The 24,630-nt window shown below is 70.3% G+C and carries 21 protein-coding genes and 1 pseudogene; 13 read left to right on the top strand and 9 right to left on the bottom strand.

Going from position 1 to position 24,630, the window contains the following annotated elements; translation table 11 throughout:
* Positions 1–90 precede the first annotated feature (90 nt).
* The 7 genes from selA to OV427_RS00575 all read left to right on the top strand — a co-directional run bounded on the left by selA (position 91) and on the right by OV427_RS00575 (position 7,781).
* On the top strand, positions 91–1,488 hold the full coding sequence (gene selA, locus OV427_RS00605; RefSeq protein WP_267854176.1) for an L-seryl-tRNA(Sec) selenium transferase: 1,398 nt from the start codon (positions 91–93) through the stop codon (positions 1,486–1,488).
* Positions 1,485–2,078: an HNH endonuclease gene (locus tag OV427_RS00600; protein WP_267854175.1), complete on the top strand. Its 594-nt coding sequence runs from the start codon at positions 1,485–1,487 to the stop codon at positions 2,076–2,078. Before selA ends, OV427_RS00600 begins: the two co-directional genes overlap by 4 nt.
* A 157-nt stretch (positions 2,079–2,235) precedes the next feature.
* Positions 2,236–3,918 carry a hypothetical protein gene (locus OV427_RS00595; protein WP_267854174.1) on the top strand — a complete coding sequence of 561 codons (1,683 nt, stop codon included), beginning with the start codon at positions 2,236–2,238 and terminating at the stop codon, positions 3,916–3,918.
* A 167-nt stretch (positions 3,919–4,085) separates the two neighbouring features.
* Positions 4,086–5,039, top strand: coding sequence for a P-loop NTPase (locus tag OV427_RS00590; protein ID WP_267863334.1), 954 nt, complete (start codon positions 4,086–4,088; stop codon positions 5,037–5,039).
* Complete coding sequence (locus OV427_RS00585; RefSeq protein WP_267854173.1) at positions 5,036–6,403, top strand: helix-turn-helix domain-containing protein; 1,368 nt, start codon at positions 5,036–5,038, stop codon at positions 6,401–6,403. The genes OV427_RS00590 and OV427_RS00585 overlap by 4 nt, the downstream gene beginning before the upstream one ends.
* An 83-nt stretch (positions 6,404–6,486) precedes the next feature.
* Positions 6,487–6,750, top strand: a complete 264-nt coding sequence (locus tag OV427_RS00580; RefSeq protein ID WP_011553384.1) for a hypothetical protein — start codon at positions 6,487–6,489, stop codon at positions 6,748–6,750.
* Between the two features lie 11 nt (positions 6,751–6,761).
* Positions 6,762–7,781 carry an RluA family pseudouridine synthase gene (locus tag OV427_RS00575; RefSeq protein WP_267854172.1) on the top strand — a complete coding sequence of 340 codons (1,020 nt, stop codon included), beginning with the start codon at positions 6,762–6,764 and terminating at the stop codon, positions 7,779–7,781.
* On the opposite strand, the gene OV427_RS00570 is transcribed toward OV427_RS00575, so the two are convergent.
* Together OV427_RS00570 and OV427_RS00565 are read right to left on the bottom strand one after the other, a co-directional pair.
* Positions 7,762–9,072: an HD-GYP domain-containing protein gene (locus OV427_RS00570; RefSeq protein WP_267854171.1), complete on the bottom strand. Its 1,311-nt coding sequence runs from the start codon at positions 9,070–9,072 to the stop codon at positions 7,762–7,764. The two genes, OV427_RS00575 and OV427_RS00570, sit on opposite strands and share 20 nt — an antisense overlap.
* 4 nt (positions 9,073–9,076) lie before the next feature.
* A complete protein-coding gene (locus OV427_RS00565; RefSeq protein ID WP_267854170.1) occupies positions 9,077–10,837 on the bottom strand; it encodes a HEAT repeat domain-containing protein in 1,761 nt (586 codons plus the stop codon).
* 187 nt (positions 10,838–11,024) lie between these two features.
* Here OV427_RS00565 and OV427_RS00560 point away from each other — a divergent pair, with 187 nt between their 5' ends.
* On the top strand, positions 11,025–11,402 hold the full coding sequence (locus tag OV427_RS00560) for a hypothetical protein (RefSeq protein WP_267854169.1): 378 nt from the start codon (positions 11,025–11,027) through the stop codon (positions 11,400–11,402).
* A 117-nt stretch (positions 11,403–11,519) separates the two neighbouring features.
* Here OV427_RS00560 and OV427_RS50540 read toward each other — a convergent pair.
* The 7 genes and pseudogenes from OV427_RS50540 to OV427_RS00520 form a co-directional block, all read right to left on the bottom strand.
* A pseudogene (locus OV427_RS50540) lies at positions 11,520–13,993 on the bottom strand (OPT family oligopeptide transporter).
* 156 nt (positions 13,994–14,149) lie between these two features.
* Positions 14,150–15,037, bottom strand: coding sequence for an RNA polymerase factor sigma-32 (locus tag OV427_RS00545; RefSeq protein WP_267854168.1), 888 nt, complete (start codon positions 15,035–15,037; stop codon positions 14,150–14,152).
* Positions 15,038–15,492: 455 nt separating this feature from the next.
* Positions 15,493–17,541, bottom strand: a complete 2,049-nt coding sequence (locus tag OV427_RS00540; RefSeq protein WP_267854167.1) for a transglutaminase TgpA family protein — start codon at positions 17,539–17,541, stop codon at positions 15,493–15,495.
* Entirely contained in the window at positions 17,538–18,509 is a 972-nt protein-coding gene (locus OV427_RS00535; RefSeq protein ID WP_267854166.1) for a DUF58 domain-containing protein, read from the bottom strand. Before OV427_RS00535 ends, OV427_RS00540 begins: the two co-directional genes overlap by 4 nt.
* Positions 18,506–19,486, bottom strand: coding sequence for an AAA family ATPase (locus OV427_RS00530; RefSeq protein WP_267854165.1), 981 nt, complete (start codon positions 19,484–19,486; stop codon positions 18,506–18,508). Before OV427_RS00530 ends, OV427_RS00535 begins: the two co-directional genes overlap by 4 nt.
* A gap of 98 nt (positions 19,487–19,584) precedes the next feature.
* Positions 19,585–19,908: an STAS domain-containing protein gene (locus OV427_RS00525; protein ID WP_267854164.1), complete on the bottom strand. Its 324-nt coding sequence runs from the start codon at positions 19,906–19,908 to the stop codon at positions 19,585–19,587.
* A gap of 234 nt (positions 19,909–20,142) precedes the next feature.
* A complete protein-coding gene (locus OV427_RS00520) occupies positions 20,143–20,880 on the bottom strand; it encodes a lytic transglycosylase domain-containing protein (protein WP_267854163.1) in 738 nt (245 codons plus the stop codon).
* A gap of 287 nt (positions 20,881–21,167) precedes the next feature.
* On the opposite strand from OV427_RS00520, the gene OV427_RS00515 reads away from it, so the two are divergent.
* From OV427_RS00515 to OV427_RS00495, 5 genes are all read left to right on the top strand, one after another.
* The gene (locus OV427_RS00515) at positions 21,168–21,344 is read left to right on the top strand and encodes a lmo0937 family membrane protein (protein ID WP_267854162.1); all 177 of its coding nucleotides are present in this window, start codon (positions 21,168–21,170) and stop codon (positions 21,342–21,344) included.
* A complete protein-coding gene (locus OV427_RS00510) occupies positions 21,341–21,907 on the top strand; it encodes a hypothetical protein (protein WP_267854161.1) in 567 nt (188 codons plus the stop codon). Before OV427_RS00515 ends, OV427_RS00510 begins: the two co-directional genes overlap by 4 nt.
* Before the next feature lie 52 nt (positions 21,908–21,959).
* Positions 21,960–23,099, top strand: coding sequence for a HupE/UreJ family protein (locus OV427_RS00505; RefSeq protein ID WP_267854160.1), 1,140 nt, complete (start codon positions 21,960–21,962; stop codon positions 23,097–23,099).
* Between the two features lie 58 nt (positions 23,100–23,157).
* The gene (locus tag OV427_RS00500; RefSeq protein ID WP_267854159.1) at positions 23,158–23,631 is read left to right on the top strand and encodes a hypothetical protein; all 474 of its coding nucleotides are present in this window, start codon (positions 23,158–23,160) and stop codon (positions 23,629–23,631) included.
* 118 nt (positions 23,632–23,749) lie between these two features.
* Positions 23,750–24,520 carry a hypothetical protein gene (locus OV427_RS00495; RefSeq protein ID WP_267854158.1) on the top strand — a complete coding sequence of 257 codons (771 nt, stop codon included), beginning with the start codon at positions 23,750–23,752 and terminating at the stop codon, positions 24,518–24,520.
* Positions 24,521–24,630: the final 110 nt, after the last annotated feature.

The following is a 24,630-nucleotide window of genomic DNA, read 5'->3' as shown; positions in this document are numbered from 1 at the left end:
AGTCTCCCACGAGGAGACTGGGCCTTTTCCTTTTCCGGCCTTCTGCCCGCCCGATTGGCGCCCGCCCGCCGGCTCCCCTAGACTCCGCGTGTGGGCGCACCGTCGAACAGCGGGGATGGTGGGAAGAACGTGCTCCTGCGCGGGCTCCCCTCCATCGAGCAGCTCCTGCGCCGCCCGTCGCTGGAGCCGCTGCTGGCCACAGTCCCCCGGGCCCGTGCCGTCGCCGCGCTTCGCCTGGCGGTGGACCGCGTGCGGGCCCGGCTGCTCCAGGGCGAGGCGCGCCCCTTCGACGACGCCGACGTCCGCGACGCACTGGGCACGCTGGCCACGCCCAACCTGCGGCCCGTGCTCAACGCCACCGGCGTGGTGCTGCACACGAACCTGGGCCGCGCGCCGCTGGCCCCGGAGGCAGTGGCCCGCGTGGCCTCCGTGGCACGCGGCTACTCCAACCTCGAGTACGACCTGGACGAGGGCGAGCGCGGCAGCCGCTATGCGCCCCTCATCGGCCTGCTGCGCGCGCTCACCGGCGCGGAGGACGCGCTCGTCGTCAACAACTGCGCGGGCGCGGCGCTCCTGGTGCTGGCGGCGCTGGCCTCCGGCCGCGAGTGCATCGTGTCGCGCGGCGAGTTGGTGGAGATTGGCGGCGGCTTCCGCGTACCGGACGTGATGCGCCAGTCCGGCGCGAAGCTGGTGGAGGTGGGCACCACCAACCGCACCCGCCGCTCGGACTACGCCGGCGCGGTGGGGCCGGACACGGGACTGTTGGTGAAGGTGCACCGCTCCAACTTCGCGATGGTGGGCTTCACCGAGGAAGTCGACGTGGCGGAACTGGCGGCGCTCGGCCGCGAGCGCGGGGTGCCTGTGTTCCAGGACCTGGGCTCGGGCGCGCTGGTGCCGCTGGAAGGGGAGGGGCTCACGCGGGAGCCCACGGTGCCCCAGGCGGTGGCGGCGGGGGCGGACGTCATCGCCTTCTCTGGTGACAAGCTGCTGGGCGGGCCTCAGGCGGGAATCGTGGTGGGGCGCGCGGCGCTGCTCGCGCGCATCAAGGCCCACCCGCTCACCCGGGCGCTGCGCGTGGACAAGATGACGGTGGCCGCGCTGGAGGCCACCCTGGAGCTGTACCGGGATGGCCGGCCGCAGGCCGTCCCCACGTACAGGCTGCTTGCCCAGCGGCCGGAGGAGCTGCGCGCCCGCGCGCTGCGGCTCCAGGCCCTGCTGGCCGAGCGGGGCGTGAGTGCCCGGGTGGAGGGCGTGGAGGGACAGGTGGGCGGGGGCGCCATGCCGCTGGCCCGGTTGCCTTCCTTTGCCTGCATCCTCACCCTACAGGGGCCGGAAACATTCCTGGACTGCCTGCGCAGCGGGGATGTGCCGGTTATTGGCAGGATCACGGATGGCGAGGGGGTCCTCGACGTCCGTTGTCTCGCGGAGGAGGAGCTCCAGGTGGTCGCCGACTCCGTCGCGTCCGCCCGTCCAGGGAACCCGCCATGATCAACAGCGCCGTCCTCGTCCTCAACCGGTACTACCAACCGGTGCATGTCACCTCGGTGAAGCGGGCGTTCTCGCTGCTGTACCAGGGCGTGGCGAAGGCCATCGACGCGCAGTACCGCCTCTACGAGTTCGACGACTGGGCCGCGCTGAGCGCCACGCAGGACTGCATCACCACCATCAACCGCACCATCCGCGTGCCCCGCGTCCTGGTGCTCAGCGCGTATGACCACCTGCCCCGCGGTCGGGTGCGCTTCTCACGCCTGAACATCTACGCGCGCGACAACGACACCTGTCAGTACTGCGGAAAGAACCTCCCCCGCTGTGACTTGAACCTGGACCACGTCATGCCGCGCTCGCAGGGCGGGAAGACGACGTGGGAGAACGTCGTCTGCTCGTGTGTCCCCTGCAACCTGAAGAAGGGCGGACGCACCCCCGAGCAGGCGGACATGAAGCTGCTGAAGAAGCCGGTGCGCCCGCGCTGGACGCCCCTGTTCCGCGGCGCCACGCGCAAGGTGACGTACCGGGAGTGGCTGCCCTTCCTGCACCTGGCGGATGCCTCGTACTGGAACGTCGAACTTCTGGACGAGTAGCGGAACCGACGTCCCCCAAGTGACGGCTCCCTGACGATTTCTCGTGGCCGCTCCCGGGGGAACCCGGGTCCCTCCCGGCACGCGCGCGGCTTCCGCGTGCATGCATGCCCGGCCCGGACCGCGCCCCCGCCGCACCGGCACGGCAGGGAGTCTCCACATGAAAGCGAACCGCTGGCTGTTGCTGGTGGGAATGGTGTTGGCCCTCGGGGCCGTGTCGGGGTGTGACGACGACAAGCCGCCCTCGGGGCCCCCGGGCACGACGGACGCTGGCTCGGAGGTGGACTCGGGCACGGACTCCGGAACGGACCTGCCGGATGGCGGCCCGGGCTCCACGTGCATCGACGTGGGCGCGACCTGCAGCCGGGACACCGGCGCCGCGTGCTGTACGGGCACCTGCACGGAGGCGGGCACGTGTCCCGAGCCGAGCGAGCAGTGCACCCCGGCCGGTGAGACCTGCTCCAACGGCATCGAGTGCTGCACGCAGAGTTGCCTCGGCGGTAGGTGCTCCACGCAGCAGTGCCTCGACGTGGGCGGCACCTGCGCCAACGCGGAGGAGTGCTGCACCAAGATTTGCGGCGGCGACGGCAAGTGCGCGGCGCTGCCCGCGGGCAGCACGTCCTGCAAGGTGCCGGGCCAGGCGTGCGGCGCGGACGGCGACTGCTGCTCCACCAACTGCCAGGCCGGCGTGTGCAAGCCGGCGTACTCGTGCCAGGCCAATGACGACCTCTGCCTGAAGAACGAGGACTGCTGCGGCGGCGTGTGCTCGCAGAACGGCACCGGCACTCCGGGCCGCTGCGTGGCGGTGGGCGGCGCCGGCGGTGGCAACTGCGTGCAGGACGGCAACCCGTGCAGCGGCGGCAGCACCTGCTGCTCGCGCACCTGCGTGGACCTGGGCTACGGCGCCACGGTGTGCCAGCCGGTGGGGGGCTGCCGCCCGACGGGCAACTACTGCACCAACGACGGCGTGTGCTGCGGCGGCGAGAAGGTCTCCAACGCGGTGGACTGCCGGGAGAACCGCTGCGACAAGCCCAACGGCTGCAACCCGGTGGGCAACATCTGTGGCTCCGGCATGCTGCCCGACGGCGGCATCATCGACGTGAATGCGCGCGAGGCCTGCTGCGACGGCCAGAAGGCCGTGTGCAAGGTGGACTCCAGCGGCGTGCCGCGCTGCTTCGGCGGCTGCCCCAGCGGCCAGTGCCCCGCCTCGTGCCCCACGGGCTACACCGGCGAGGCGGGTTGTTGCATCTCCCAGGGCAGCACGTGCCAGTTCAGCGACCAGTGCTGCAACGGCAACCGCTGCCTGCCGGGCGCAGACGGTGGTTCCTTCACGTGCCAGCCCGCCCCCACGTGTGATCCGGTGGGCACGGTGTGCGATCCGGGCAATTCGGGCTGCTGCGCCGGCACCGCGTGCCGCGCCATCGACGAATTGACGTTCGTCTGCCGTCCGACGGGCACCGCGCCTGACGGTGGCACGGGCGGTACGGATGCAGGCACCGGCGGTACGGACGCGGGCCCTGCTTGCACGCCCAATGACCAGGCGTGCTCCAACGGGGCGGCGTGCTGTTCGGGCATCTGCAACAACCAGAAGTGCCAGGCGCCGCAGGCGTGCCAGCCGCAGGGGAGCGTCTGCACCTCCCCCTCGGACTGCTGCTCCGGGCTGGGCTGCCGCATCCCCGGTGGGAGCACCACCGGTACCTGCGAGGGCGGGGCTACCTGCTCGGCGGGCGGGCAGGCGTGTTCACCGAACAACCCGTGCTGCTTCGGCCTGCAGTGCGAGACGGCCACGGGGGCCACGTGCGACGGCAGCCAGGCGTGCTCGTGCACCGTGATCATCCGGTGATCATCACCTGACGGACGCTTTCTGGCGGGGAGTCGACTCGGGCAGTAGGACGGGCTTTGATGGGAGCTCCATTGAAGCCCGTCCCACTGTCCTCCATGACCGAACCCTCGCGAGCGCCCCGGAGCGAAGCCCATGTCCTGGGCCCCGTCTCCAAGACACCGGGTCCGGTGGCCTCCGGCCCGCCGGGGCTGTCCCGTCGCCCCCGTCCGCGGCGCATCATCGCCGTGGGTGGAGGCAAGGGCGGCATTGGCAAGTCCATGGTGTCCGCGAACCTCGGCGTGGCGCTCGCGCAGTCCGGGCTCAACGTGCTGCTGGTGGACGCCGACCTGGGCGGAGCCAACCTGCACACGTGCCTGGGCGTGGGACAGCCCACGGCCACGCTGTCGGACTTCCTGCGCAAGAACAAGGCGACGCTCGAAGAGGTCATCGTCCCCACGGGCGTGCCCCGGCTGTCGCTCATCGCCGGCGCGCAGGACGCGCTGGACGCGGCCAACCTCAAGTACGCGCAGAAGCAGAAGCTGCTCAAGACGCTGATGGGCGCGTCCGCAGACTACCTCATCCTGGACCTGGGCGCGGGCACCAGCTTCAACACCATCGACTTCTTCATCATGGCGGACCACGGGCTGCTGGTGGTGCTGCCGGAGCCGACGTCGGTGGAGAATGCGTACCGCTTCGCCAAGGCGGCGTTCTTCCGGAGGCTCCAGCAGGTGGAGGCGAAGTACGGCATCCAGGACATGGTGGAGAGCGCGCTCACCACGCGCGAGGGCTCGCTGCGCACGCTGCACGACGTGCTCGCGCAGGCGCGGCGCAAGGACCCCTCGGCCGCGGAGCGGCTGGAGCGCGAGCTGGCCGCCTTCCGCATCCGGCTGATCGTGAATCAGGCGCGCACGGACGCGGACCTCACCGTGGGGACCGCCGTGGCCTCCGCGTGGAAGAAGTTTTTCGGCATCGAGATGGATGACCTCGGCGCCATCCGCTACGACGACGAGGCGTGGCGCTCGGTGCGCAAGCGCCGCCCGGTCCTCATCGAACGGCCCGATTCCCCGGCGTCCACGGCCATCCAGCGCATCGCCGATCGCCTTCTCGCACTCGACAGCAACCTCGACCCGTCTTCCCCATGAAGCCCTTCGAGCAGCAGACCTATTACGAGCTCCTGGAGGTCCCCGTCTCCGCTCCGGTGGATGACATCCGCGCGGCGTACTCGCGGCTGATGGAGCTGTATGCTCCGGACTCCATCGCCGTGTACGCGCTGGTCGACCCTGAGCAGGTGGACGGCCTCCGCGCCCGGATGACCGAGGCGATGGAGATCCTCACCGACGCGGACCTGCGCGCCGAGTACGACAAGGACCTGGGCCTTCCCACCCGGCGGATGGCGGAGGCCGTCACGGCGGGAGGCAAGCCGTCGCCCGAGGCCACACCCGCCGCGGGCACGGTGGAGCGCGCCGCCGAGGCGCTCGCGAGCTCGGCTTCGGCGGAGGTCGACGCAGGGGGGCCGGGGGAGGGGACCGCCACGGCGGCGCCCGTGGCACGTGAGCCGGAGGTGGTGGAGCAGACCTCGACGGCCACGCCGCCACCCTCGGAGGCGGCCACGAGCCCGGTGGCACCGCCGGACTTCCGCGCCACGTTCTTCCGTGGATTCTCCTTCGCGTACGTGTCCAGCTCGCTGCAGGACTCGCAGTTCCTCGGCAGCTCCGTGCACGTGCCCACGGCCTCGACGGCCATCCCGGTCGCGGCTGCGACGGAACCGGCGCAGGCACCCGTGCCCATGGTCTCCGCGGCGGCTGTTGCTGTCGCGGAAGCGGTCCCCGCGGCCTCGGCTCCGTCCGTTTCTGTCGCGTCCACGACGGAGCCCGTGACTGCGCCCACGCCTCCCGTGGAGCCCACCGCCGTCGCCGTCGCCCCGGAACCTGCCCCCGAGGTCGCGACCTGGCAGTCCGCCCCCACCGCCCCCGCGCCCGAGAGCACCGCGCTCGCCACCGTGCCTGGCCGCAAGGAGGGCACCCCCGCTCCCGTATTCCGGCCGGGTGCTCGCACGCCATCCACCCGGACCCCCACGGTGGTTCCGGCCTCCGACCCGGGCCGGCCGGCACCGCGTCCGGGCCCCGGGCGGCAGCTCGGCGACGCCCAGGTGCTCTCCCAGGACTCGGCCATTGCCACGGCGGAGGCGGCCCTGGCGCAGGTGGCGGCCCGCGTGCGCGAGCAGCGTCCCCGCACCCCGGACATCCCGGCGGACGCCGAGTTCAACGGCGAACTGCTGCGCCGCGTGCGCGAGGCCCGGTCCTTCTCCCTCCAGCAGGTCGCCGACCGCACCCGCATCTCCAAGGCCCACCTGGAGAACGTGGAGGCCGACCGCTACACCGCCCTCCCGCCCCCCGTGTACCTGCGCGGAATCCTCATGAACCTCGCCCGCGAGCTCGGGCTGGATCCGCTCAGGGTGTCCAGGAGCTATCTGGCCCTGGCTTCTGAGAAGTCAGGGAAGAAGTGACTCCGTCCGGGAGGGGGAAGCGTTGGTACAGGGGTGCGATGAAAGTTGACTCCCCCCGGACCGGTGCCTAAGTAAGTAGGACGATGACGGACGAGGAAAAGGTCAAGGCGATGCGGCTCGCCCGTGCGATTGCCTCGGATATCTCGCTCTACAACGAGCAGAAGATCATCAAGGGCATCGAGCAGGACAACCTCTTCGAGGTCCTCAAGGAGGAACTGGAAGAGGGCCGCGAGCTCTACAAGAGCCGCGTCAGCCAGGAGATCTTCACGAAGATGAACTTCTTCGAGCGCGCCATCAACGACATCGTCCTGCGCTCCAAGGCGCACGTGAAGTCGAAGATCTGGTAGCCCCTCCGCACGTGGCAGCGCCCGACACGCGAGAGCACCGCGCCCCGCCCGAAGCTCGCGGAGAGCGCGTGGACCAGTACCTCGCCCGGGCGTTCCCGGACCTCACCCGCTCCCGCATCCATGGCCTCATCGAGGCCGGGCATGTGCTCACCGACGGCCAGCCCGCCAAGCCGGCGAAGCGCCTGCGAGGGGGTGAGCTGCTCAGCCTCCACATCCCCGCGCCCGTGGCCGCCGTCCCGTTGGCGGAGGAACTGCCGCTCGCCGTGCTGCACGAGGACAAGGACCTCGTGGTGGTGGACAAGGCCGCGGGCATGGTGGTGCACCCCGGCGCGGGGCATGCGTCCGGGACGCTCGTCAATGCGCTGCTCCACCGCGTGAAGGACCTGGCCGGCGTGGGCGGCGAATTGCGCCCGGGCATCGTCCACCGGCTGGACAAGGACACCACCGGCTGCCTCGTGGTGGCGAAGAACGAGCAGACGCTCGTGGGCCTGCAGAAGGCCTTCAAGACGCGCGCGGTGGAGAAGACGTACCTGGCGCTCGTCCACGGTGTGCCGCCCGCGGAGGGGCGCATCGAGACGCTCTACGGCCGCCACCCCGTCAATCGCCAGAAGTTCACCGGCAAGGTGAAGGACGGCAAGCAGGCCATCACCCTCTACCGCGTGCTCGAGTCCTTCGACGGCGCCGCGCTGGTGGAGGTGGACCTGCTCACCGGCCGCACGCACCAGATTCGCGTGCACCTGGCCGAGTCCGGCCACCCGCTGCTCGGTGACGCCCTCTATGGCGCCGGCCGCAAGGCGAAGGGCGGGGCGGGGGAGGCGCAGGAGCGGCTGGGGCGTCAGGCGCTGCACGCGTGGCGGCTGGCCTTCGCCCACCCGCGCACGGGCAAGGCGCTGAACCTGGAAGCGCCCATCCCCGAGGACTTCACCGCCGCGCTGGAGTTGCTGCGCGGCACCCCGGTGGTGCCGGAAGCGAAGCGGAAGCCCGCCGCCCGGAAGAAGGCGGCGAAGCGGGCTACAGGCCGGACACGCTGAGCGTCTGCTGCCGCTTGGACAGCACCTTCACCGGCTGGATGGCCATGACGCGCATGAACACGGCGAGCAGCTCCGGGTCGAACTTGTTGCGCATCTCCGTCCACATCAGCATCAGCGCCACCTCCGGGCCGTAGGCATCCCGGTACGGGCGCTTGGACGTGAGCGCGTCGTACGCGTCGCAGATGGCGATGATCTTCGCGTACGCCCCGAGGTTCGTCTTCGGGATGATCATCTGGATGTTGCCGCGCGAGTCGCGCACCGCGGTGCCGAAGTCCGTCTTGTGCTCGAACGTCGTCACCACGCGCAGCAGCGTGGAGCGGCTGAAGCCCTTCTCCATGAGGATGTTGCGCACGGAGATGAGCGGCGCCTTCTGCACCGCCACCCGCTCGTCCGGAGACAGCGCGCCGCGCTTGGTGGACAGCTCCTCCGGCAGCGTCGCCATGCCCGCGTCGTGGAAGAGGGCGATGTAGCCCAGGTCTCTGAGTTGCGGCTTCGTCAGCCCCAGCTCCGCGCCGAAGACGATGCACATCAGGCAGACGTTGACCTGGTGGTACACGAGGTAGTCGTCCTCGCGCCGCATCGTCGTCATGCCCAGGAAGTGCGTCTTCTGCTCGTAGGAGATGTCCACGAAGTCCTGCACGAGCCGCAGCGCCTTGGACGCGTTGATGGGCTTCCCGGCGCGCACGGACTCCAGGTACTTCGTGAGGAAGAACACCGCGCGGGCGTAGATGGTCATCGCGTACTTCTTGCGATCGACCTTCATGTCGCCCGGGTTGTCCATGTCCTTGTCCAGCTTCTCCTTGAGCTTGGAGAACTTGGCCACCCGCATGTTGAGCAGCTTGCGGCCCGACAGCCCGTCCTCCTCCGTCGTGCCGGACTGCTCCTTGGCGAAGATCCAGACGAAGTTCTTCAGCTCCGGCACCGTCACCGGCTTGGTGAGCGTGAAGCCGCCCACGTCCTTGGCGCGCATCTCCGCCAGCAGGTAGCGCTGGTTCTCGATGGAGTTGAGGTCCACCTTCACCAGCATGCCGTTGAGGTAGAAGGACTCCTTGACGCCCGTCAGCTCCAGCCGGCCTTCCTTGCCGATGATCTGGTTGACGATGTCCTGGAGCTGGTGGAGCGGCTTCTGGAAGACGGCGTTCTCCGGGTCATACATCTTCACCGAGCGCACCAGCATGTAGAGGCCGGCGACCATGGACCGCGCGAGCGACTGGAGCTTCTCGTTGTGCTCGCGGCCGTACTCGTTGACGTTCTCTTCCTGGCTCTGATTGACCTTCAGATTCTCGGCCATGGGGCTAAGCCTCCTCGGGGAGCGCCGAGTCCCCGAACAACGTCTTGCGCGTCTGGTACATCGCCTTGCGCGCGGCGGTGAGCACTTCCAGTGGCTGGCTCTTGTCCTCCACCACCGACTGCAACATCTTGTAGCCCTGGATGGAGCACGCGCCGCCCAGGCCGTGGATGGCCAGCATCTTGTCGTCCAGCACGCGCTTCCTGTTGAGCAGCGAGGGCTTCACCGACAGCATCTGCTGCATCATCGACAGCGCCCCGGGCGTGCCCGTGGAGCCGATGGCCGTGTAGAAGGCCACGCGCTCGTCCGGGGTCTTCTTCTCGAACGCGGCATCCCGCACCACCCGCATCAGGTCCGCGTAGGCCTTGTCCCGGTCGAACTCCGGGAGCATCTTCGCGGCCACCATGCGCACCTGGGAGATGGGGTCCGTCAGTGAGTCGACCATCATCCGCCGCGCCTCGCCGGTGCGGCCCCTGCCGATGATGTTGAGGACCTCCAGCTTCACCACCAGGTTGGGGCTCTTGAGCACCTGGGCGAACATCTTCAGGCGCTCCGGGTGGTTGCTCTTCTCCAGGATGTAGACCATGTCGCGCACCGTCTGCGGACGGTCCGACACCAGGCGCATCACGAAGGGGTCCGGCAGCTCGCGCGCATAGCCCGCCATCACGTCGCACAACAGCGCGCGGTTCTCCGGCACCTCGATGGTCTCCAGCACCGTGAGCAGCGGGACGATGGCGTCCCTGCCCAGCGCCTGCAGGTAGCGCGTCACGTCCGACGGGTTCTTCGGGCGCGCCGACTTCAGCGACTCGCCCAGGCGCATCAGGCGCTGCTCCTCGCCCATCTTGTGGATGAAGTTGTCCAGCAGCCGTCCCAGGCCCTCGCCGCCGTCGCGCTGGGACAGCGCGCGCAGCTTGAGGACGATCTGGTTGATGGTGCTGAAGTCGTCCTGGATGAGGAGCATGTCCAGCAGCTGCACGAAGATTTCCTCGAGCAGCGTGGCGTCATCGACGCCGCCCTCCACGACCTGGAACACGGCGCTGACCAGCTTGGGGAACAGCCGCGCGTTCTCCTCCTCACTCACCTCGCGCTGCAGCTTCGCCTTCAGGTCGTCCGTCGCGTGGCGGCCGCCCACCACGAGGCCGCGAATCTGCTCCACGCCGTCCAGCTTGGAGTCCAGGTCCTCCGCGGACACGCGCGCGAAGCGCAGGTAGTCATCCGAGTTCGTCTGCAGCCGCGAGTAGAGGTAGCCCACCACCTTGTCCACCTCGACCTGGACCTCCTCCTCGGAGGCGGACTCCATGGAGAAGCCCTCCACCACCACGTACTCCACGTGCTCCATGCTCGCGCGCCACAACTGCGCCAGCACGTCCTCCGCGCCGCGCTCCGGCTCGGACAGCGCGATGAGCGTGAAGGTGACCAGCTCCTCCACCTGCATGCCCGGGCGGAAGATGAGCTGCCGGATGCCGTCCCGGAAGAACTTGTAGGGCAGCGGCGTGTCCTCGGTGAACAGCGCCTCCCCGTGCAACAGCAGGTTCTGCTGCTCCACCTTCAGCGACAGCGGGCCGAACTTCTCGCTGTACGTTTGGACCGACTCGAGCGCCTTCGCGAGGAATTCCGGGAAGCGCGACTCGTTGTGGCGGTACATGCCGATCTGCTTGATGCCCTTGAGCAGGTGGAAGGCGAACGTCTTCGCCAGCTCCACCTTCTCCTTCGCCTCGGGAGTCAGCTCGGCGGTCGCGTCGGGTGCGGCTTTCTGGGGCTGGGCCATGGCCATGCGTCTGCAACTCTCCGCTCGGGCGGTATCCCAAGCCTACCCTGATTTCCGCCTGTTACCCAGGAGACGACCCGGTGGAAGTTCAAGGGCTTGGGGTGACACATGTGAAACAGCGCCTGGGATGACCGGGATTTCCTGGTGTGGTACGAGCCGCGCCAGCCACCGAGGGAGTCTCAAGCGCATGAAGCGGATGCTGGCGAGCGGGATGCTGCTGCTGTCGCTGACGGGGTGCTTCCGGATGAGCGTGCGCTCCGGCGCGCCGCGCTCGGGAGACGTGGAGGAGCAGACGGGAGTCAGTCTGGCGTACGGCCTGACGATGTCCAACGTGGCGGCGGAGTGCCCGCGGGGCCTGTCGCGGGTGGATGTGTACTGGCCCGTCTGGGGACCCATCGTCTATTTCTTTACCTTCGGCATCGTCGCGCCGCTGCGTGCTGAATACGTGTGCGCGGAGGGCGGCGCCGCGCTGCCGGACTCTGAGTCGCAGTGGGAAGACGCACCGTCCGGGGTCGAGGAGACGCCGCCTCCCCCGAGCGTGCCTCCGTCCCACCCGCCGCTGTGAGCGGCGCCTGAAATGAACGAGGCGGCGGGGATGACTCCCACGCCGCCTCGAGTCATTTCATGCAACCTCTCCGGACGCGCGGGGCCTCACGCGAGGCACCGCCGCCGGGACTTCGCGTCAGGCCTTCTTGGGCGGCGGCGGGGCCACCGCGGCGCTCTCGCCCTTGAGGGCGGAGCGCAGCAGGAAGAGGGTGAGGCCGGCGAAGAAGAGCAGGCCCCAGACGTTGGACCAGACGGGGTGCGCCAGCTCGCTCTCGCCCACCGCGTTGAAGAAGCCGCCCAGTCCGCCCTGGTGGCCCAGCACGGCCGGCAGGTTGATGGCGCGCGTCAGGGCGCCGTCGCTGGCAATCTCCAGGATGGCGATGAGCACGCCGGCGATGGAGCCACCGGCGATGTAGCCGGAGGACAGCAGGGTGCCGGGGGAGAACTCGGACTCGGCGGCGCTGCCGCCGCGCACGCGGTCCACCACGTAGCGCACCATGCCGCCCACGAAGAGCGGCGTGCTGCTGCTGATGGGCAGGTACACGCCCACCGCGAAGGGCAGGGCGGACACGCCGCACAGCTCCAGCATCAGCGCGATGAACACGCCCAGGAGCACCAGGTCCCACGGCAGCCGCTGCGTGAGGATGCCGTCGATGATGAGCGCGAACAGCTGCGCCTTGGGCGCGGAGTAGCGGGTGAGCTGCTGGCCCTCGTACACGGCGATGCGACCGCCGATGCCCGGGTCCACCACGTACTGGATGGTGCCCGACTCGTCGACGAGGTACTTGCCCGCGGGCACCGGTGTGTCCGCGCCGCGCACGTGGCCTTCCTTGTACGTGCGCTTCGGGCCCTCGGTGAGGGTGCCCAGCTCGGACACCTTCACCTGCGTGTCATTGGCGAGGCTGAGCGACACCGCGCCCGCGTCCTGCGCGGACACCTCGCGCCAGCTGCGCAGCTCCGGGGTGCCGCCCTGCGTGTTCAGCTCATAGCCCTGCGCCCAGAGGGCCTTGCGCAGCGCCGCCTCGTCCAGGCCGCGCGAGGCCAGCGTCTCGGGGGAGACCGCCCAGGGGAAGGTGTGCTGGACGCGCGTCTCCTCCGTGAAGTCCGTCACCTGCACGCCGGGGTGCGGCTCGGGGATGGTGACGGTGGCGCCGCGGTTGAGCGTCACCAGCACCAGGCCGATGAACATCGCGCTGGTCAGCACGCCGACGAAGAGCGCCACCTGCTGCTTGCGGGGCGTGCCGCCCACCAGGAAGGCCGTCTTCAAATCCTGCGCGGTGGTGCCGCCGTTGGACGCGGCGATTCCGACGATGGCCGCCGTGGTGAGCGCCATGAAGCGGTCCTCGGAGGACGTCCACCCCAGGAGCAGGTACACGAGACAGGTGACGAGCAGCGTGGCCACCACCATGCCGGAGATGGGGTTGGACGAGCTGCCAATCTCACCCGTGATTCGCGCGCTCACCGTCACGAAGAAGAAGCCGAAGATGACGATGAGGATGGCGGAGATGAAGTTCACCTGCAGCGGCGGCGCCAGCCAGATGGCGAGGACGAGCAGCAGGCTGCCCACGAGCACCACGGTGATGGGAAGGTCCTGCTCGGTGCGCAGCAACACCGGCCCGGAGCCCTGGTTGCGCGAGGCGCGCAGCGTGGCCACGCTGCGCTGGAAGGCGCCGATGATGGTGGGCATGGAGCGGATGAGGCTGATGAGGCCGCCCGTGGCCACCGCGCCCGCGCCGATGTAGAGCACGTACGCGTTGCGAATCTGGTCCGGAGACATGTCCCGGATGAGCTGCCCGTTGTGCACCAGCAGCGGCTGCTCCAGCCCGCTGCCGAAGAAGGAGATGGCGGGGATGAGGATGAGGTAGCTCAGCACGCCGCCGGCGAAGGTGATGGCCGCCACGCGCGGGCCGATGATGTAGCCCACGCCCAGCAGCTCCGGGCTCACCTCGGTGGCCAGCGTCGCGCTCTTCAGGCCCTTGATGGGCGTGGCCAGCGTCTCGCGGAACAGCTTCATGCCCGAGTACGCGAACTTGTAGATGCCACCCACGATGAAGCCGATGATGACCGTGCGGGCGTTGGTGCCGCCCTGCTCGCCGACTATCAGCACGTCCGCGCTGGCCGTCCCTTCAGGGTAGGGCAGCTTGCCGTGCTCCTGGACGATGAGGCCCTGGCGCAGCGGAATCATCATCAGCACGCCGAGCACGCCGCCAGCGCCGCGGTGAGGAAGGCGTGGGTGAGGCTGATGTCGTAGCCCAGGAGGAGCAGTGCGGGGAGCGCCGCCGCCACGCCGAAGGCGAGCGACTCGCCGGCCGAGCCCGCCGTCTGGACGATGGTGTTCTCCAGGATGCTGGAGTTGCCCAGGGCCCGGAAGATGGCGATGGAGAGCACGGCCACCGGGATGGAGGCGGACACCGTGAGGCCGACCTTGATGGCCAGGTACACGGACGAGGCGGCGAACACGACGCCCAGCACCGAGCCGAGCACCAGGCCTCGGATGGTCATCTCCAGGGGCGACTTGTCAGGGGAGACGTAGGGCGTATGTGCGTGGGGCGCGTGCACCTCTGCGACAGGGACGCGATCTTCGGCGACCGGCGGGCTACCGTGGGCCAAGCGTGAGGCTCCTTCACGAGGGGAATCGCCGTCCCTTCTAGCAGGGAGCCGAGCCTCCGTCACACGGGGCGCTCAAACGACAAGCGCCCCCGCCCGGGTGGGGCGGAGGCGCTGGATGCCGGCCGTGCCCGGCCGACCTGCCGCGTCAGGCGCGGGCTACTGCTGCATGGCGGCGGCCTCGGGGTCCACCTCGGCCATGAGGGCGGCCAGCTCGGACTTCAGCTTGTCCTTGGCGCGAATCTCCAGCTGGCGGGCGCGCTCGCGGGAGAAGCCGAAGTGCTCGCCCAGTTCCTTGAGCGTCATCGGGCGCTCGTTCATGACGCGCTGCTCGATGATGAAGCGCTCGCGCGGGTCCAGGCGCATCAGCGCGGTGCGGACGCGGGCGTTGATGAGGCCGGCCTCCTCCTTGTCCGCGAACTCGTCGTCCTGCGGCGCGGCGGCGCTCACCACGAAGTCCACGTGGCTGTTGCCGCCGTCCTCGCCCATGGGCGCGTCGAGCGAGAGGTCACGGCCGCCCATGCGCTGCTCCATCTCGCGCACCTCGCCGGGCTTCACGTGCAGCCGGCGGGCGATGTCATCCACATTCACGATGGCGTCGCCGCTGCCGAACTTCTCCAGCTCACGGCGCGTGCGGGCCAGACTGAAGAACAGCTTGCGCTGCGCCTGCGTGGTACCGAGCTTCACCAGGCTCCAGCTCTTCAGGATGTAGTTCTGGATGTACGCGCGGATCCACCACACCGCGTAGGAGATGAGGCGGATGCCCTTGTCCGGGTCGAACTTCTGCACGGCCTTCATCAGGCCGATGTTCCCCTCCTGGATGAGGTCGGACATCTTGATGCCGTAGGAGCGGTACTCGTAGGCGACCTTCACGACGAAGCGCAGGTTGGACGTCACCAGGCGGTGACCGGCGGCCAGGTCGCCCTTGATGAAGCGCCGCGCCAGCTCCTGCTCCTCCTCCACCGTGAGGAGGGAGTAGTGGTTGATCTCCGAGAGGTACATCGCCAGAGAGCCGGAGTTGGACGACTGCTCGGTGGAAGCCTGCATGAGTGGTGTCTCCCGACGGGGGCCTCTCGCTTGGGAGGCCAGAAAATGTGTTCGGACCGCCTGACAACTTGACGAAGGCTGCCTTGAGCAACGGCGGTGCCAACTTGCTGCTGTGCGTCTTCCCCAGTGTCTGCGGGGGGTTGGCGAAGGTTGGCCGCGTGTACAAGGCGGGAAACCTGTAACGGTTACATCGCGCCTGGAGGGCGACCTCGGAAACGGAGCGGTAGGAAGTTCAGAGCGATGAGCAAGCGGCCTCCCACGTGAAGTCCGGGCCTGTCTGCCCGGGCGACGAAAAAGGCGTAACGACTCACCCCGGCAATGACAGGTGCGTTTCCACGAGCGCGCCGGAACGACCGGAGAGCGAGCGGGAAGCCAGGGGCCTCCACGCTCGGCAGGCCGGGCTCAGGAGGCGCGGGCGACGCGCCGGGCTCAGGAGGCGCGGGCGACGCGCCGGCTCAGGAGGCGCGGGCGCGGGGAGTGCGCGCTTCCGCGGCGGCGCGGCGGGCGTCGGCGGCGATGGCGCGCTTGAGCGTGCCGAGGAGCTCCACCGACTCACCCTGGCGCAGCGGACGGCCCCCGAAGCGGGCCTCCAGGTAGCGTCGGGTGACAGGGCTCAGGGCAGCGGAGAGCGGGTGGTGCTCGCGGGCGAGCCGCGCGTCCAGCTCTTCCAGCGTCTCGCCCTCGTGGCGCTCCAACCGGGCGGAGGCGAGCAGGGCTTCCACCGCGTCCACGAAGCGCGTGGCGTCGTGCGGGCGCTCACGCTCGAGGAATCGCGCCAGCCTGCGCCAGACGCCATACGCGACGGCGCCCGCGACGAGCGCGGTGGCCCAGGCCCGAAGCGGTGGCAACCGGCTCGGCGACTCGTTCTCATCCGAGCCTCGGGGCGGGCGGACGAGCGAGCGCGCCACGTCCAACTGGTCCCTGAAGGAGTAGTCGACCACGGCGCTGCGCCAGCGCTCCTCCAGCGACTCGTAGAAGCCGAGCAGGTCCTGGAGGAATTCGGAGGCCTGGCTGGCGCGGTGGGCTGGCGGCGTCGCATCCACGGTGACGAAGCCGCGCCCCGGTACCAGCACATGCGTCCACGCGTGCGCGTCGCCAGCACGGACGACGTAGCCGTCGTTCACCCGCTCGCCGCCGAAGAAGCCCGTGGCCAGCCGCGCTTGGATGCCCTGCGTGCGCAGCATCAGCGTGAGGGCGGTGGCGAAGTGCTCGCAGTGCCCCGCCTTGCGCTCGAAGAGGAAGTCCGCGAGCGGATCCTCCACGTTCCCGCTCAGCTCCAGCGTGTACGAGTTCTCCCGCTGCAGCCACGCGGCCAGCTTCTGCGCGGCGGCCAGCGGCTCGCGCTCTCCGTTGAGCACCCGCGCGGCCGTCTGCGCGACGCGCGGGTCGATGTTCTCCGGCAGGGTCAGCAGCGCGTCCTGCTCGTCGGCGGGGAGCTTCTTGAAGCTGTCACCGCTGCCGCCGGGAGGAAGGCTGTAGGCCTCGTAGCTGAAGGAGATGCCGGGGTCGAGGAAGCGCACCTCGCCGCCGCCCAGTTCCTGGATGCGGGCGCGCCGGCTGCCCGCCTGCGTGTGGGCGGCCGCGTTGCCCAGCTTCGAGGGCGTCTCCAGGGCCACCAGCGTGCGGGCTCCGTACGCGGGGAGCAATTCCACGCGCTGGTGGATGAGGCGCTCGCTGCCCGGCCGCAGCGTCACCATCCAGTCGCCGTCGCCCCGGGCGCTGCCCAGGCTCGTCCATTCCTGCCCGTCGAAGACGTCGTAGGTGCGGCCCACCCAGTACGCGTCCAGGTTCTCCTGGTCCGGATCCGGGTCCAGGGTGGCGCGCAGGACGATGCGGGGGTTGCCCTTGAGGGTGCCGCCGGCGCCGCCCAGTCGAACGGTGTTGGAGAAGCCCGCGGTGGCGGCGCCCAGGCCCGGCGAAGCGCGCGGGCCCATCATGTTCCAGTTGAGGCGCGGGAAGAGGATGAAGAAGGCCACCGCGCCGGCCACCGCGAAGGTCAGCCCCGTGGCCAGCGGACGCATCACCTGGCGCACCGGCACCGGCTCGCCCTCCGGCACCGCGGCCTCCACCACGCCCAGCGCCAGCGACATGCTGGACAGCACGCCGAAGGCCACCAGGCACAGGCCGTACACGAGCTCGCCGGTCAGCGCCGCGCCACCCGCCACCATCAGCAGCCCGGACAGGTGGACCTGCCCGTCGGTGGCGGGCTCGGGCGTGGACAGCAGGCGGTGCGCGGAGATGAGGCCCGCGAAGGCGCACGCCGCCACCACCAGGTTGAGCGAGCCGGCCAGGACATTCATGCCCAGCACCACCGCCACCACGAGCAGGAGCAGCGCGGTGAGCTTCGCCCGCCGGCCGAACAGCCGCCACCCCATGAGCGCGCACACCAGCGCCAGCCCATAGAGCGCGAGCGTCCACACGGGCAACTGCCCGGACACGCCCATGGAGGCGAAGGCGGCCCCGGCGCCCAGGTCTCTCAGCCCCAGTCGCAAGCCCTGCCTCATGCCGCCTCCTCGTCCTCGCGCGGGCCCTCGTGGCCCAGCCACGCCAGGGCCCGGAGGACGCGCCGCTCCTGCGCGCTGCCCGCGGCGGGGCGCACGCGGCCGTCCGCCGTGTCCAGCCCCACCTCGTGGCCCTCCTCGATGAGCCGGTGGGCCAGCGCGGCCACCTCCTCGCAGCGGCGCTCCAGCGCGTCGCCCTCGAGCCCGGCGTCCACCGCCAGCACCCAGGTGCGGCGCTCCTCGCGCTCGCGCTCCACGCGCAGCAGCTTTCCCGCCGACGCGCTCTTGAGCCAGTGGATGCGGCGCGCGTCCTCACCCTGCATCAGCTCGCGCAGGCCCGACACGTCGCCGGTGCCGTCGTTGCGGCGCGGGTTGCCCGCGTCACCCACCGGCCCGCGCTCCGCCTCGCCCGGGTCCTGGCAGGCGTAGCCGCGCCGCGGGTAGACGAGCAGTGTGCCCTCCAGGGAGAAGACGCGCGACTTGGCGAACAGGCCCAGCGGCCACGTCGTGGTGACGCGCACGCCCGTCATCAGCACCGGGCCGCGTCGGGGCGCGGTGAGGTTGGCCCGCACCACGTGGTCCACTCCGGCGGGGAGGTAGCCCACGCCGCCCTCGCCCGTCAGCGGCGAGTCCGCCTCGCCCAGCGTGAGGGCGAAGCCGTGGCCGCGCTTCTTCGCAATCGCCCAGCGGAAGGCGAAGGGCTCCGCCGCGAAGGCCGCGTCCGCGCCCACGCGCCGCACGGACACGTCCTGGAGGCAGCGCTCGGACAGCACTCCGGACACCACCACCATGCTCAGCAGCAGGCCCAGCAGCAGGTAGAGGAGGTTGTTGCCGGTGTTGAGCGCGCCCAGGCCCACGCCGAACGTCACCACCAGGTACGTGCGGCCGATGCGCGTCACCTTCAGGGTGCGCGGCGGCCGGAGCCAGGCGCGAACCCGGGCCCACCACTGCTTGCGCCGGCGCGGCGTCACCGGGGCGCCGGAACCTTCCGGGAGATCTCCTCCAGGAGGTGCGCCGCCTCGTCTCGCGCCGTCACGCCCTGCACGGCGCTGCGCAGCAGCACGCGGTGCGCCCAGCAGGGCACCAGCAGCGCCCGCACGTCTCCCGGCGTCACGAAGTCCCGGGACTCCCACAGGGCCTGCGCCCGCGCCGCCGCGCCCAGCGCCAGCACCGCGCGCGTGGACGCGCCACGCTCGATGTCCCCGTGCTGGCGCGTGGCCGTCGCCAGCCGCACCACGTAGTCCGCCACCGCGCCGTCCAGCTTCAGCTCCGCGGCCAGCGCGCGCAGGGACGCCACCTCCTCGGGGCCGGACACCAACTCCACCGCGTCCAGGGCCGGCGCGCCGCCGCGGGTGGCCAGCAGCCGGGACTCCACCTCGGGGGCGGGGTGGCCCAGCGACATGCGCACCATGAAGCGGTCCAGCTGCGAGTCCGGCAGCGGGTACGTGCCGGAGAAGTCCACCGGGTTCTGCGTGGCCACCACGGTGAAGGGTGCGGGGAGCGGGTACGTGGAGCCGTCCAGGGACACCTGGCCCTGGGCCATGGCCTCCAGCAGCGCGGACTGCGTGCGCGGCGGGGCACGGTTCAGCTCATCCGCCAGCACCAGCTGCCGGAAGAGGGGACCGGGACGGAACTGGAAGGTGGCCGACTGCGCGTGGAAGACCTGGGCGCCGAGGATGTCGGCCGGCATCAGGTCCGCGGTGAACTGGACGCGGGCGAAGCTCAGGCCACACGCCCGGGCCAGGGCCTCCGCGAGTGTCGTCTTGCCCACACCCGGCACGTCCTCCAGGAGGAGGTGCCCCCCGGCCACCAGGCACGTCACGACGAGCTGGGCCTGGGCCTCCTTGCCCTGGACCGCGCGCCCCAACTGGGTGGCGATCCGTTCCATCGCCGAGTGCGCGGAGGCAGGGGAGGGGACGGGGGAGAGGACTCGGGCAGGCTGGGTCATCTCCCGCCACTCTAGCCGACTCCCTCGCGGGCCGGCACACCCCGTTCGCGGCGCGTCCCTCGCGGGACGCCTGCCTGCTCACCGGGTGGGAGCGCTGCTCACGCCGAGAGGATGTCCTCCGGCGTGTAGTACGCGCGGCGCTGGGACTCACCCGTGCCGACGCCGAAGTAGCGGAACATCCGCTCGTGGTGGGTGGCCAGGCCGCGCAGCTGCACCGGCCGCTCCACCAATTCGCGGGTCAGCACGCCCACCGCGCTGTCCTTGAACTCGCGCAGGTGCGTGAAGTCCAGGACGACCTCGCGGCCGCTGAGCGAGCTCAGGGAGGTGCGCACCTCGTGCGCCGTCCTGCCGTCCAGGATGCCCTCCAGCCGAAGGGTGACCCGACCTGCAATCTCCTCACTGTGAATCTGTAGCCCCGCCATCGCTGTGCGCTCCCAAGTGGATGCTGTGTGCACGATGTGCCGTTGACATGGGCACGACGGCCAAGAGCCTCTTCCGGACCTCCCGGAAACCCTGAAGTTCCACGGGCGACACAACCCGTGGAGTGCTCTCAACCGGGCGCACACACTGCACCTTGGCGACTGGGAAGGTCAGCCCCCCCCAGGGCAGATTCACCAGATTGTCATGCAACGGGCTTCCAGCGTGTTGCCTGTCGGTCAACCCTTGCGGTCAATCGTCGTCTGCTGATCGCGGAGGGTGAGCTGGCGCTCCTGCTGGGCCTTCAGCTTCCGGAACTCCTTCACGACCTTGGTCGGATAGCCCGCCATGAACTTCTTGCGGACTTCTGGCTTTGCGAGGATGCGCTTGGCCAGCCCGGGGCCCGCGTTGTAGGCGACCAGCGCCTTCTCCACGGTGCCGAAGCGGGCGATGAGGTCCGCCAGGTAGGCGGTGCCCAGCTGAACGTTCGTCTCGGCGTCGAAGAGGTTGCTGGAGCGGCCCAGCTTGTAGCCGCCCTTCTCCGCCAGGTACTTGCCGGTGTCCGGCATCACCTGCATCAGGCCCATGGCCCCCACACCCGAGACGGCGTAGTTGTTGAAGCTGCTCTCGCAGCGGATGACCGCCACCACCAGCAGCGGGTCCACGTTGTTGGCCCGGGCCTCGCGGACGATGGCCACCGCCAGCCGCCGCTGCTGCCGCTCGGGCAGGCCGGAGGCCTTCACCAGCTCCGCCACGCCCAGCCGGTCGGCCTCGGCGAAGTCCGCCTCGTCCTCGTACGCCTGGAGCTTCGCCAGGGCGGTCCTCAGCTCGGCGTCACGCGCAGACAGCTGCGCGCGCAGCTCCACCACTTCCGGTGCCTCGCCCTGGGGGCCTTCCGGCACCTGTACCGGAAACGCAAACGCCTCGGACCCCACCAACACCGCCGCTGCCGCCATCGCCACCGTCCAGCCCCGCATCCCGCCCTCCCCGGCGCCAGTGCCGCGCGCGCCCGCTGAACCTGCAACTGCAACCGACTTCTGATGTGACGGCGGCAAAGCAGGCGGCGTGCCATGCGCCTTTCACACTGCGTCCCTCCTTATGAGATCTCCACGCAAGGGCCGGAGGATCGCCCCGCACGTCGGAAAAAATGCCCGGGTGGGGCAGTGCTTTACCCAACGTGAGGCTGTGAAAAGGACTGGGTTGCCCGGTCCGGTACCCGTTCCTAGCTTTGCCCGCGCCAGGGTGTGGGCTTGGGAGGTGTGGCGTGTACTGGACGATGGGAATGATCCTGCTGGTGCTGTGGGGGCTCGGGATGACGGCGGGCTCCACCGAGGGCTACTGGGTCCACCTGCTGTTGTTGTTCTCCTTCGTGGCCTTCCTGCTGGCGGTGGTGTCCACCGGCCGGCGGACGGCGCGTGCGAGATGGACGGCGAACCCATGAGCGGCGCCGGGCCGGAAGTCACGGGCCTGGAGCTGCCCCGGGACACCGCGGGCTTCACGCGGCGCGAGTGCCCGGGCTGTCAGCGGCCCTTCAAGATGCGGCCGGGCCCGTTCGACTCGCGCGCGGTGCTGCACAAGCTGCAGGCCTTCTTCACCTTCGAGAACGCACACGAAGGGGAGGACGGGCTGCCGCTGTGGCGCTGCCCGTACTGCGGCACGCGCGCGGAGGCGGATGCCTTCCTCACGCCCGCGCAGCAGACGCACCTGGAGGGTGTGGCGCGCGCGTGGGCCAACCACGTGCGCTACGAGCAACTGGCCCACGTCAATCGCACGCTGTCGCTCAACCCCCGGCCCACCTTCGTCGCGGTGACGCCCGAGGCGCTGCCCGGGCCCATGGACCCGGAGGCGGACGAGCTGCTGCGGACGCTGCCCATGCTGTGCTGCGGGGAGGACGTCAAGCTGCTGTGGGACTGGGACCAGCCCCTCTACTGCCCCTACTGCGGCACCCGGCACGGGGGCCTGAGCGGCCGCCAGCAGGTGCAGCTGCGCTTCATCCAGGAGTAGGCGGGCAGCCGGCGATGGACGCGGGCCGGCCGTGAAGGCAGGCTGCGGCGCCATGACGAGGGCTTCCCCCCGGGGGGTGCTCGCGGCCCTCCTGTTGGCCGCGGGCGCGGCCTCCGCGCACGACGCGGACATCCTCTATTCACAGGTGCGCCGCACCCCGACGGGCTCCCCCGCGGGAGAGCCGCGGCTCGCTCCCGGCGGCGAGCCGGGGGACGACCCCATGGGCTCGGAGGTGCGCCAGGTGCTCACGCTGACGGCGGGCACGCTCGGCCTGCTGCTGCCCGCCGACGCGGACGGGGACGGCACGGTGTCCCAGGCGGACCTGGACGCCCGCCGCGCCGCGCTTGAGGTGGGCGTGTGGGACGCACTACCGCTCACCGCGGGCGGGCGGCCCTGCACGCGTACCTCCCACTCCGCGTTGCTGCGCCAGACGTACGTGGAGCTGACCGCCACCTTCACCTGCCCTCCGGGGCCCCTGCGGCAGACGTACACCGTGCTGTCGGTGCTGCCGGTGGGCTACCGCGTGATCCTCGGCAGCTCGCTGGATGGTGAAGTCCCGGGCTCGGTGTTCGCGGACGCCGCGCAGCCGAGCGTGGACATCCCTGGCCTCGCGGAGGGAGGGAAGGGGAGCGCCTCCGTCCGCGGCGTCCTCGGCTGGGTGGAAGAGGGCGTGCGCCACATCTTCGACGGTTGGGACCACCTCGCCTTCCTGCTCGCGGTGCTGCTGGTGGGCGGCGGGTGGAAGCGGGTGCTGCTGCTCGTGTCATCGTTCACCGTCGCGCACTCCCTCACCCTGGGGGCCGTCGTGCTGGGCTGGGTGGGGCTGGACGGGGACCGGGCGCGCTGGGTGGAGGCCGCCATCGCCGCCTCCATCATCTATGTGGCGGTGGAGAATCTCGTCCTGCGCGAGCACCGCCACCGCGCCCTCGTCACCTTCCTCTTCGGGCTGGTGCACGGCTTCGGCTTCGCGAGTGTGCTGAAGAACTATGGGCTGGGCGACTCGGTCGCGCCGGCGCTGCTGGGCTTCAACGTCGGCGTGGAGCTGGGGCAGGCGACAGTCGTGGCCGTGCTGCTTCCCTTGCTGCGCATGGTGCAGCGCAGGCCGGCGCTGCACCTCAAGACGGTGCGCGCGGTGTCGGTGTGCATCCTCGCTGCTGGTGGGTACTGGATGATCGAGCGGGCACTCGGTTGAATCCGGCGGAGGGCGTCCCTACGTTGCCGGCATAGAGGGTAGGGAACGGGGGACGTCAATGGGTGCGAGGCATACCCGGCTGGCCGCTGCGCTGGCCGCCGCATGGGAGGCGGAAGTCGTTTCCGCCCGGCGGATGACAGCGCTGGCGGAGCGCATTGGAGATGCGCGGGTCCGGGCAAGGCTGATGGTGCTGGCCGCCTTCTGCCGCGCACACGCCTCGCGCCTGCTGGCCCGGCTGGCCGCGCTGGGCCGGGGGCCGCTGCCCGTCCCGCCCGAGGACATCGAGCTGGACGCGGACACCATCCTCGAGCTGCGCCGCGAGGGCTGCTTCGCCCGCGCGTCCGCCGCCCGCTATGAGACGACGGCCGAGCTGGCGCGCCAGCAAGCGGACCTGTCCTCCGCCTGGGTCTGCGAGCTCAACCGCACCGAGGAGCAGGACCGCGCCCGGGAGCTGCTCGCCCTGGCGGAAGGGGCCCTGGCCGCCGTCATGCACGGGCCGTCCTCCACCTTGGATGCGTCGCCCGGCTCCTGAAGACGCGTCGCCCGGCTCCTGAAGACGCGTCGCCGGGCTCCTGAAAACGGGCACTGAAGTCCACGCCGGCTCGCTCTCCCGGTGACAGTCCCCGCGCGTTGGGCGTAGAAACCCGCCCATGGCGAAGGAGAGCTACAACGACCTCATCTTCCAGCTGGGCGACCTGGCGCGTGATCGCCTGCCCGGCAAGCCCACCTGCCCGCGCTCCATGGACCGCGTCTACCGCGCCGAAGAGGCCGTGGTGGCGCGCCGGGACGAGCTGGCCGCGCTCGAGCAGGAGATGAACGACCAGGACGCCGTCTGGCAGGACTTCCTGGCCCAGCAGGCCGAGGAGCGGGGCGGGCACGAGGTCGTCGTGAAGAAGTGGAAGAAGGCGGTGGATGCCATCGAGGGCAAGGTCAAGGACCTGCGCAAGACGCTGTCCACCCGCCGCGCCGACCTGCGCTACGCCATCGACGGCCTCCAGAAGCTCGAGAAGAAGATCAAGGACATGGAGCTGACGGGCACGGACGCGAGCAAGATCGACGTCGCCCGCACCAACCTCAAGAAGAACCGGCTCGCGCAGATGCGCCTGGGCCGCGAGGTGGAGGACCTGGAGGTCCGTGTGTCCAACGCCCTCACCCCCGAGCCCGGCCAGCCCGGCTCCGCCGGCATCCTGGCGCACAAGCGCATGCTGGAGATGGAGGACGAGGAGGAGACGCGCAAGCTGGAGCACGACCAGCAGATGGCGGAGCTCGACCAGGCAATCGCCACGAAGGAGGAACAGGTGAAGGCCGCGGAGGATTACCTGGATCAATCGCTGTTCCTGCTCGGCGAAGACGTGTACGCTCGACGCATCCCCGATGCGCAGCTCGCACCGTTCTACCCGCGGCTTGATCGCGCGCAGTGAGGGAACCCCCGCCCGTAGTGCTTGACGTGGGGGGCGCGTCTGCTACATTGCGCCGCTTCCTGGCGGCCGCGGGACGCGTGCAGTCCAGGTCATTGATTTTATTGGGATTT

Origin of the sequence: Pyxidicoccus sp. MSG2 (genome assembly GCF_026626705.1) — a bacterium.
Taxonomy (GTDB): domain Bacteria; phylum Myxococcota; class Myxococcia; order Myxococcales; family Myxococcaceae; genus Myxococcus.
The sequence above is the reverse complement of the archived record's forward strand: the minus strand, read 5'-3'. Positions and strand labels throughout refer to the sequence as shown.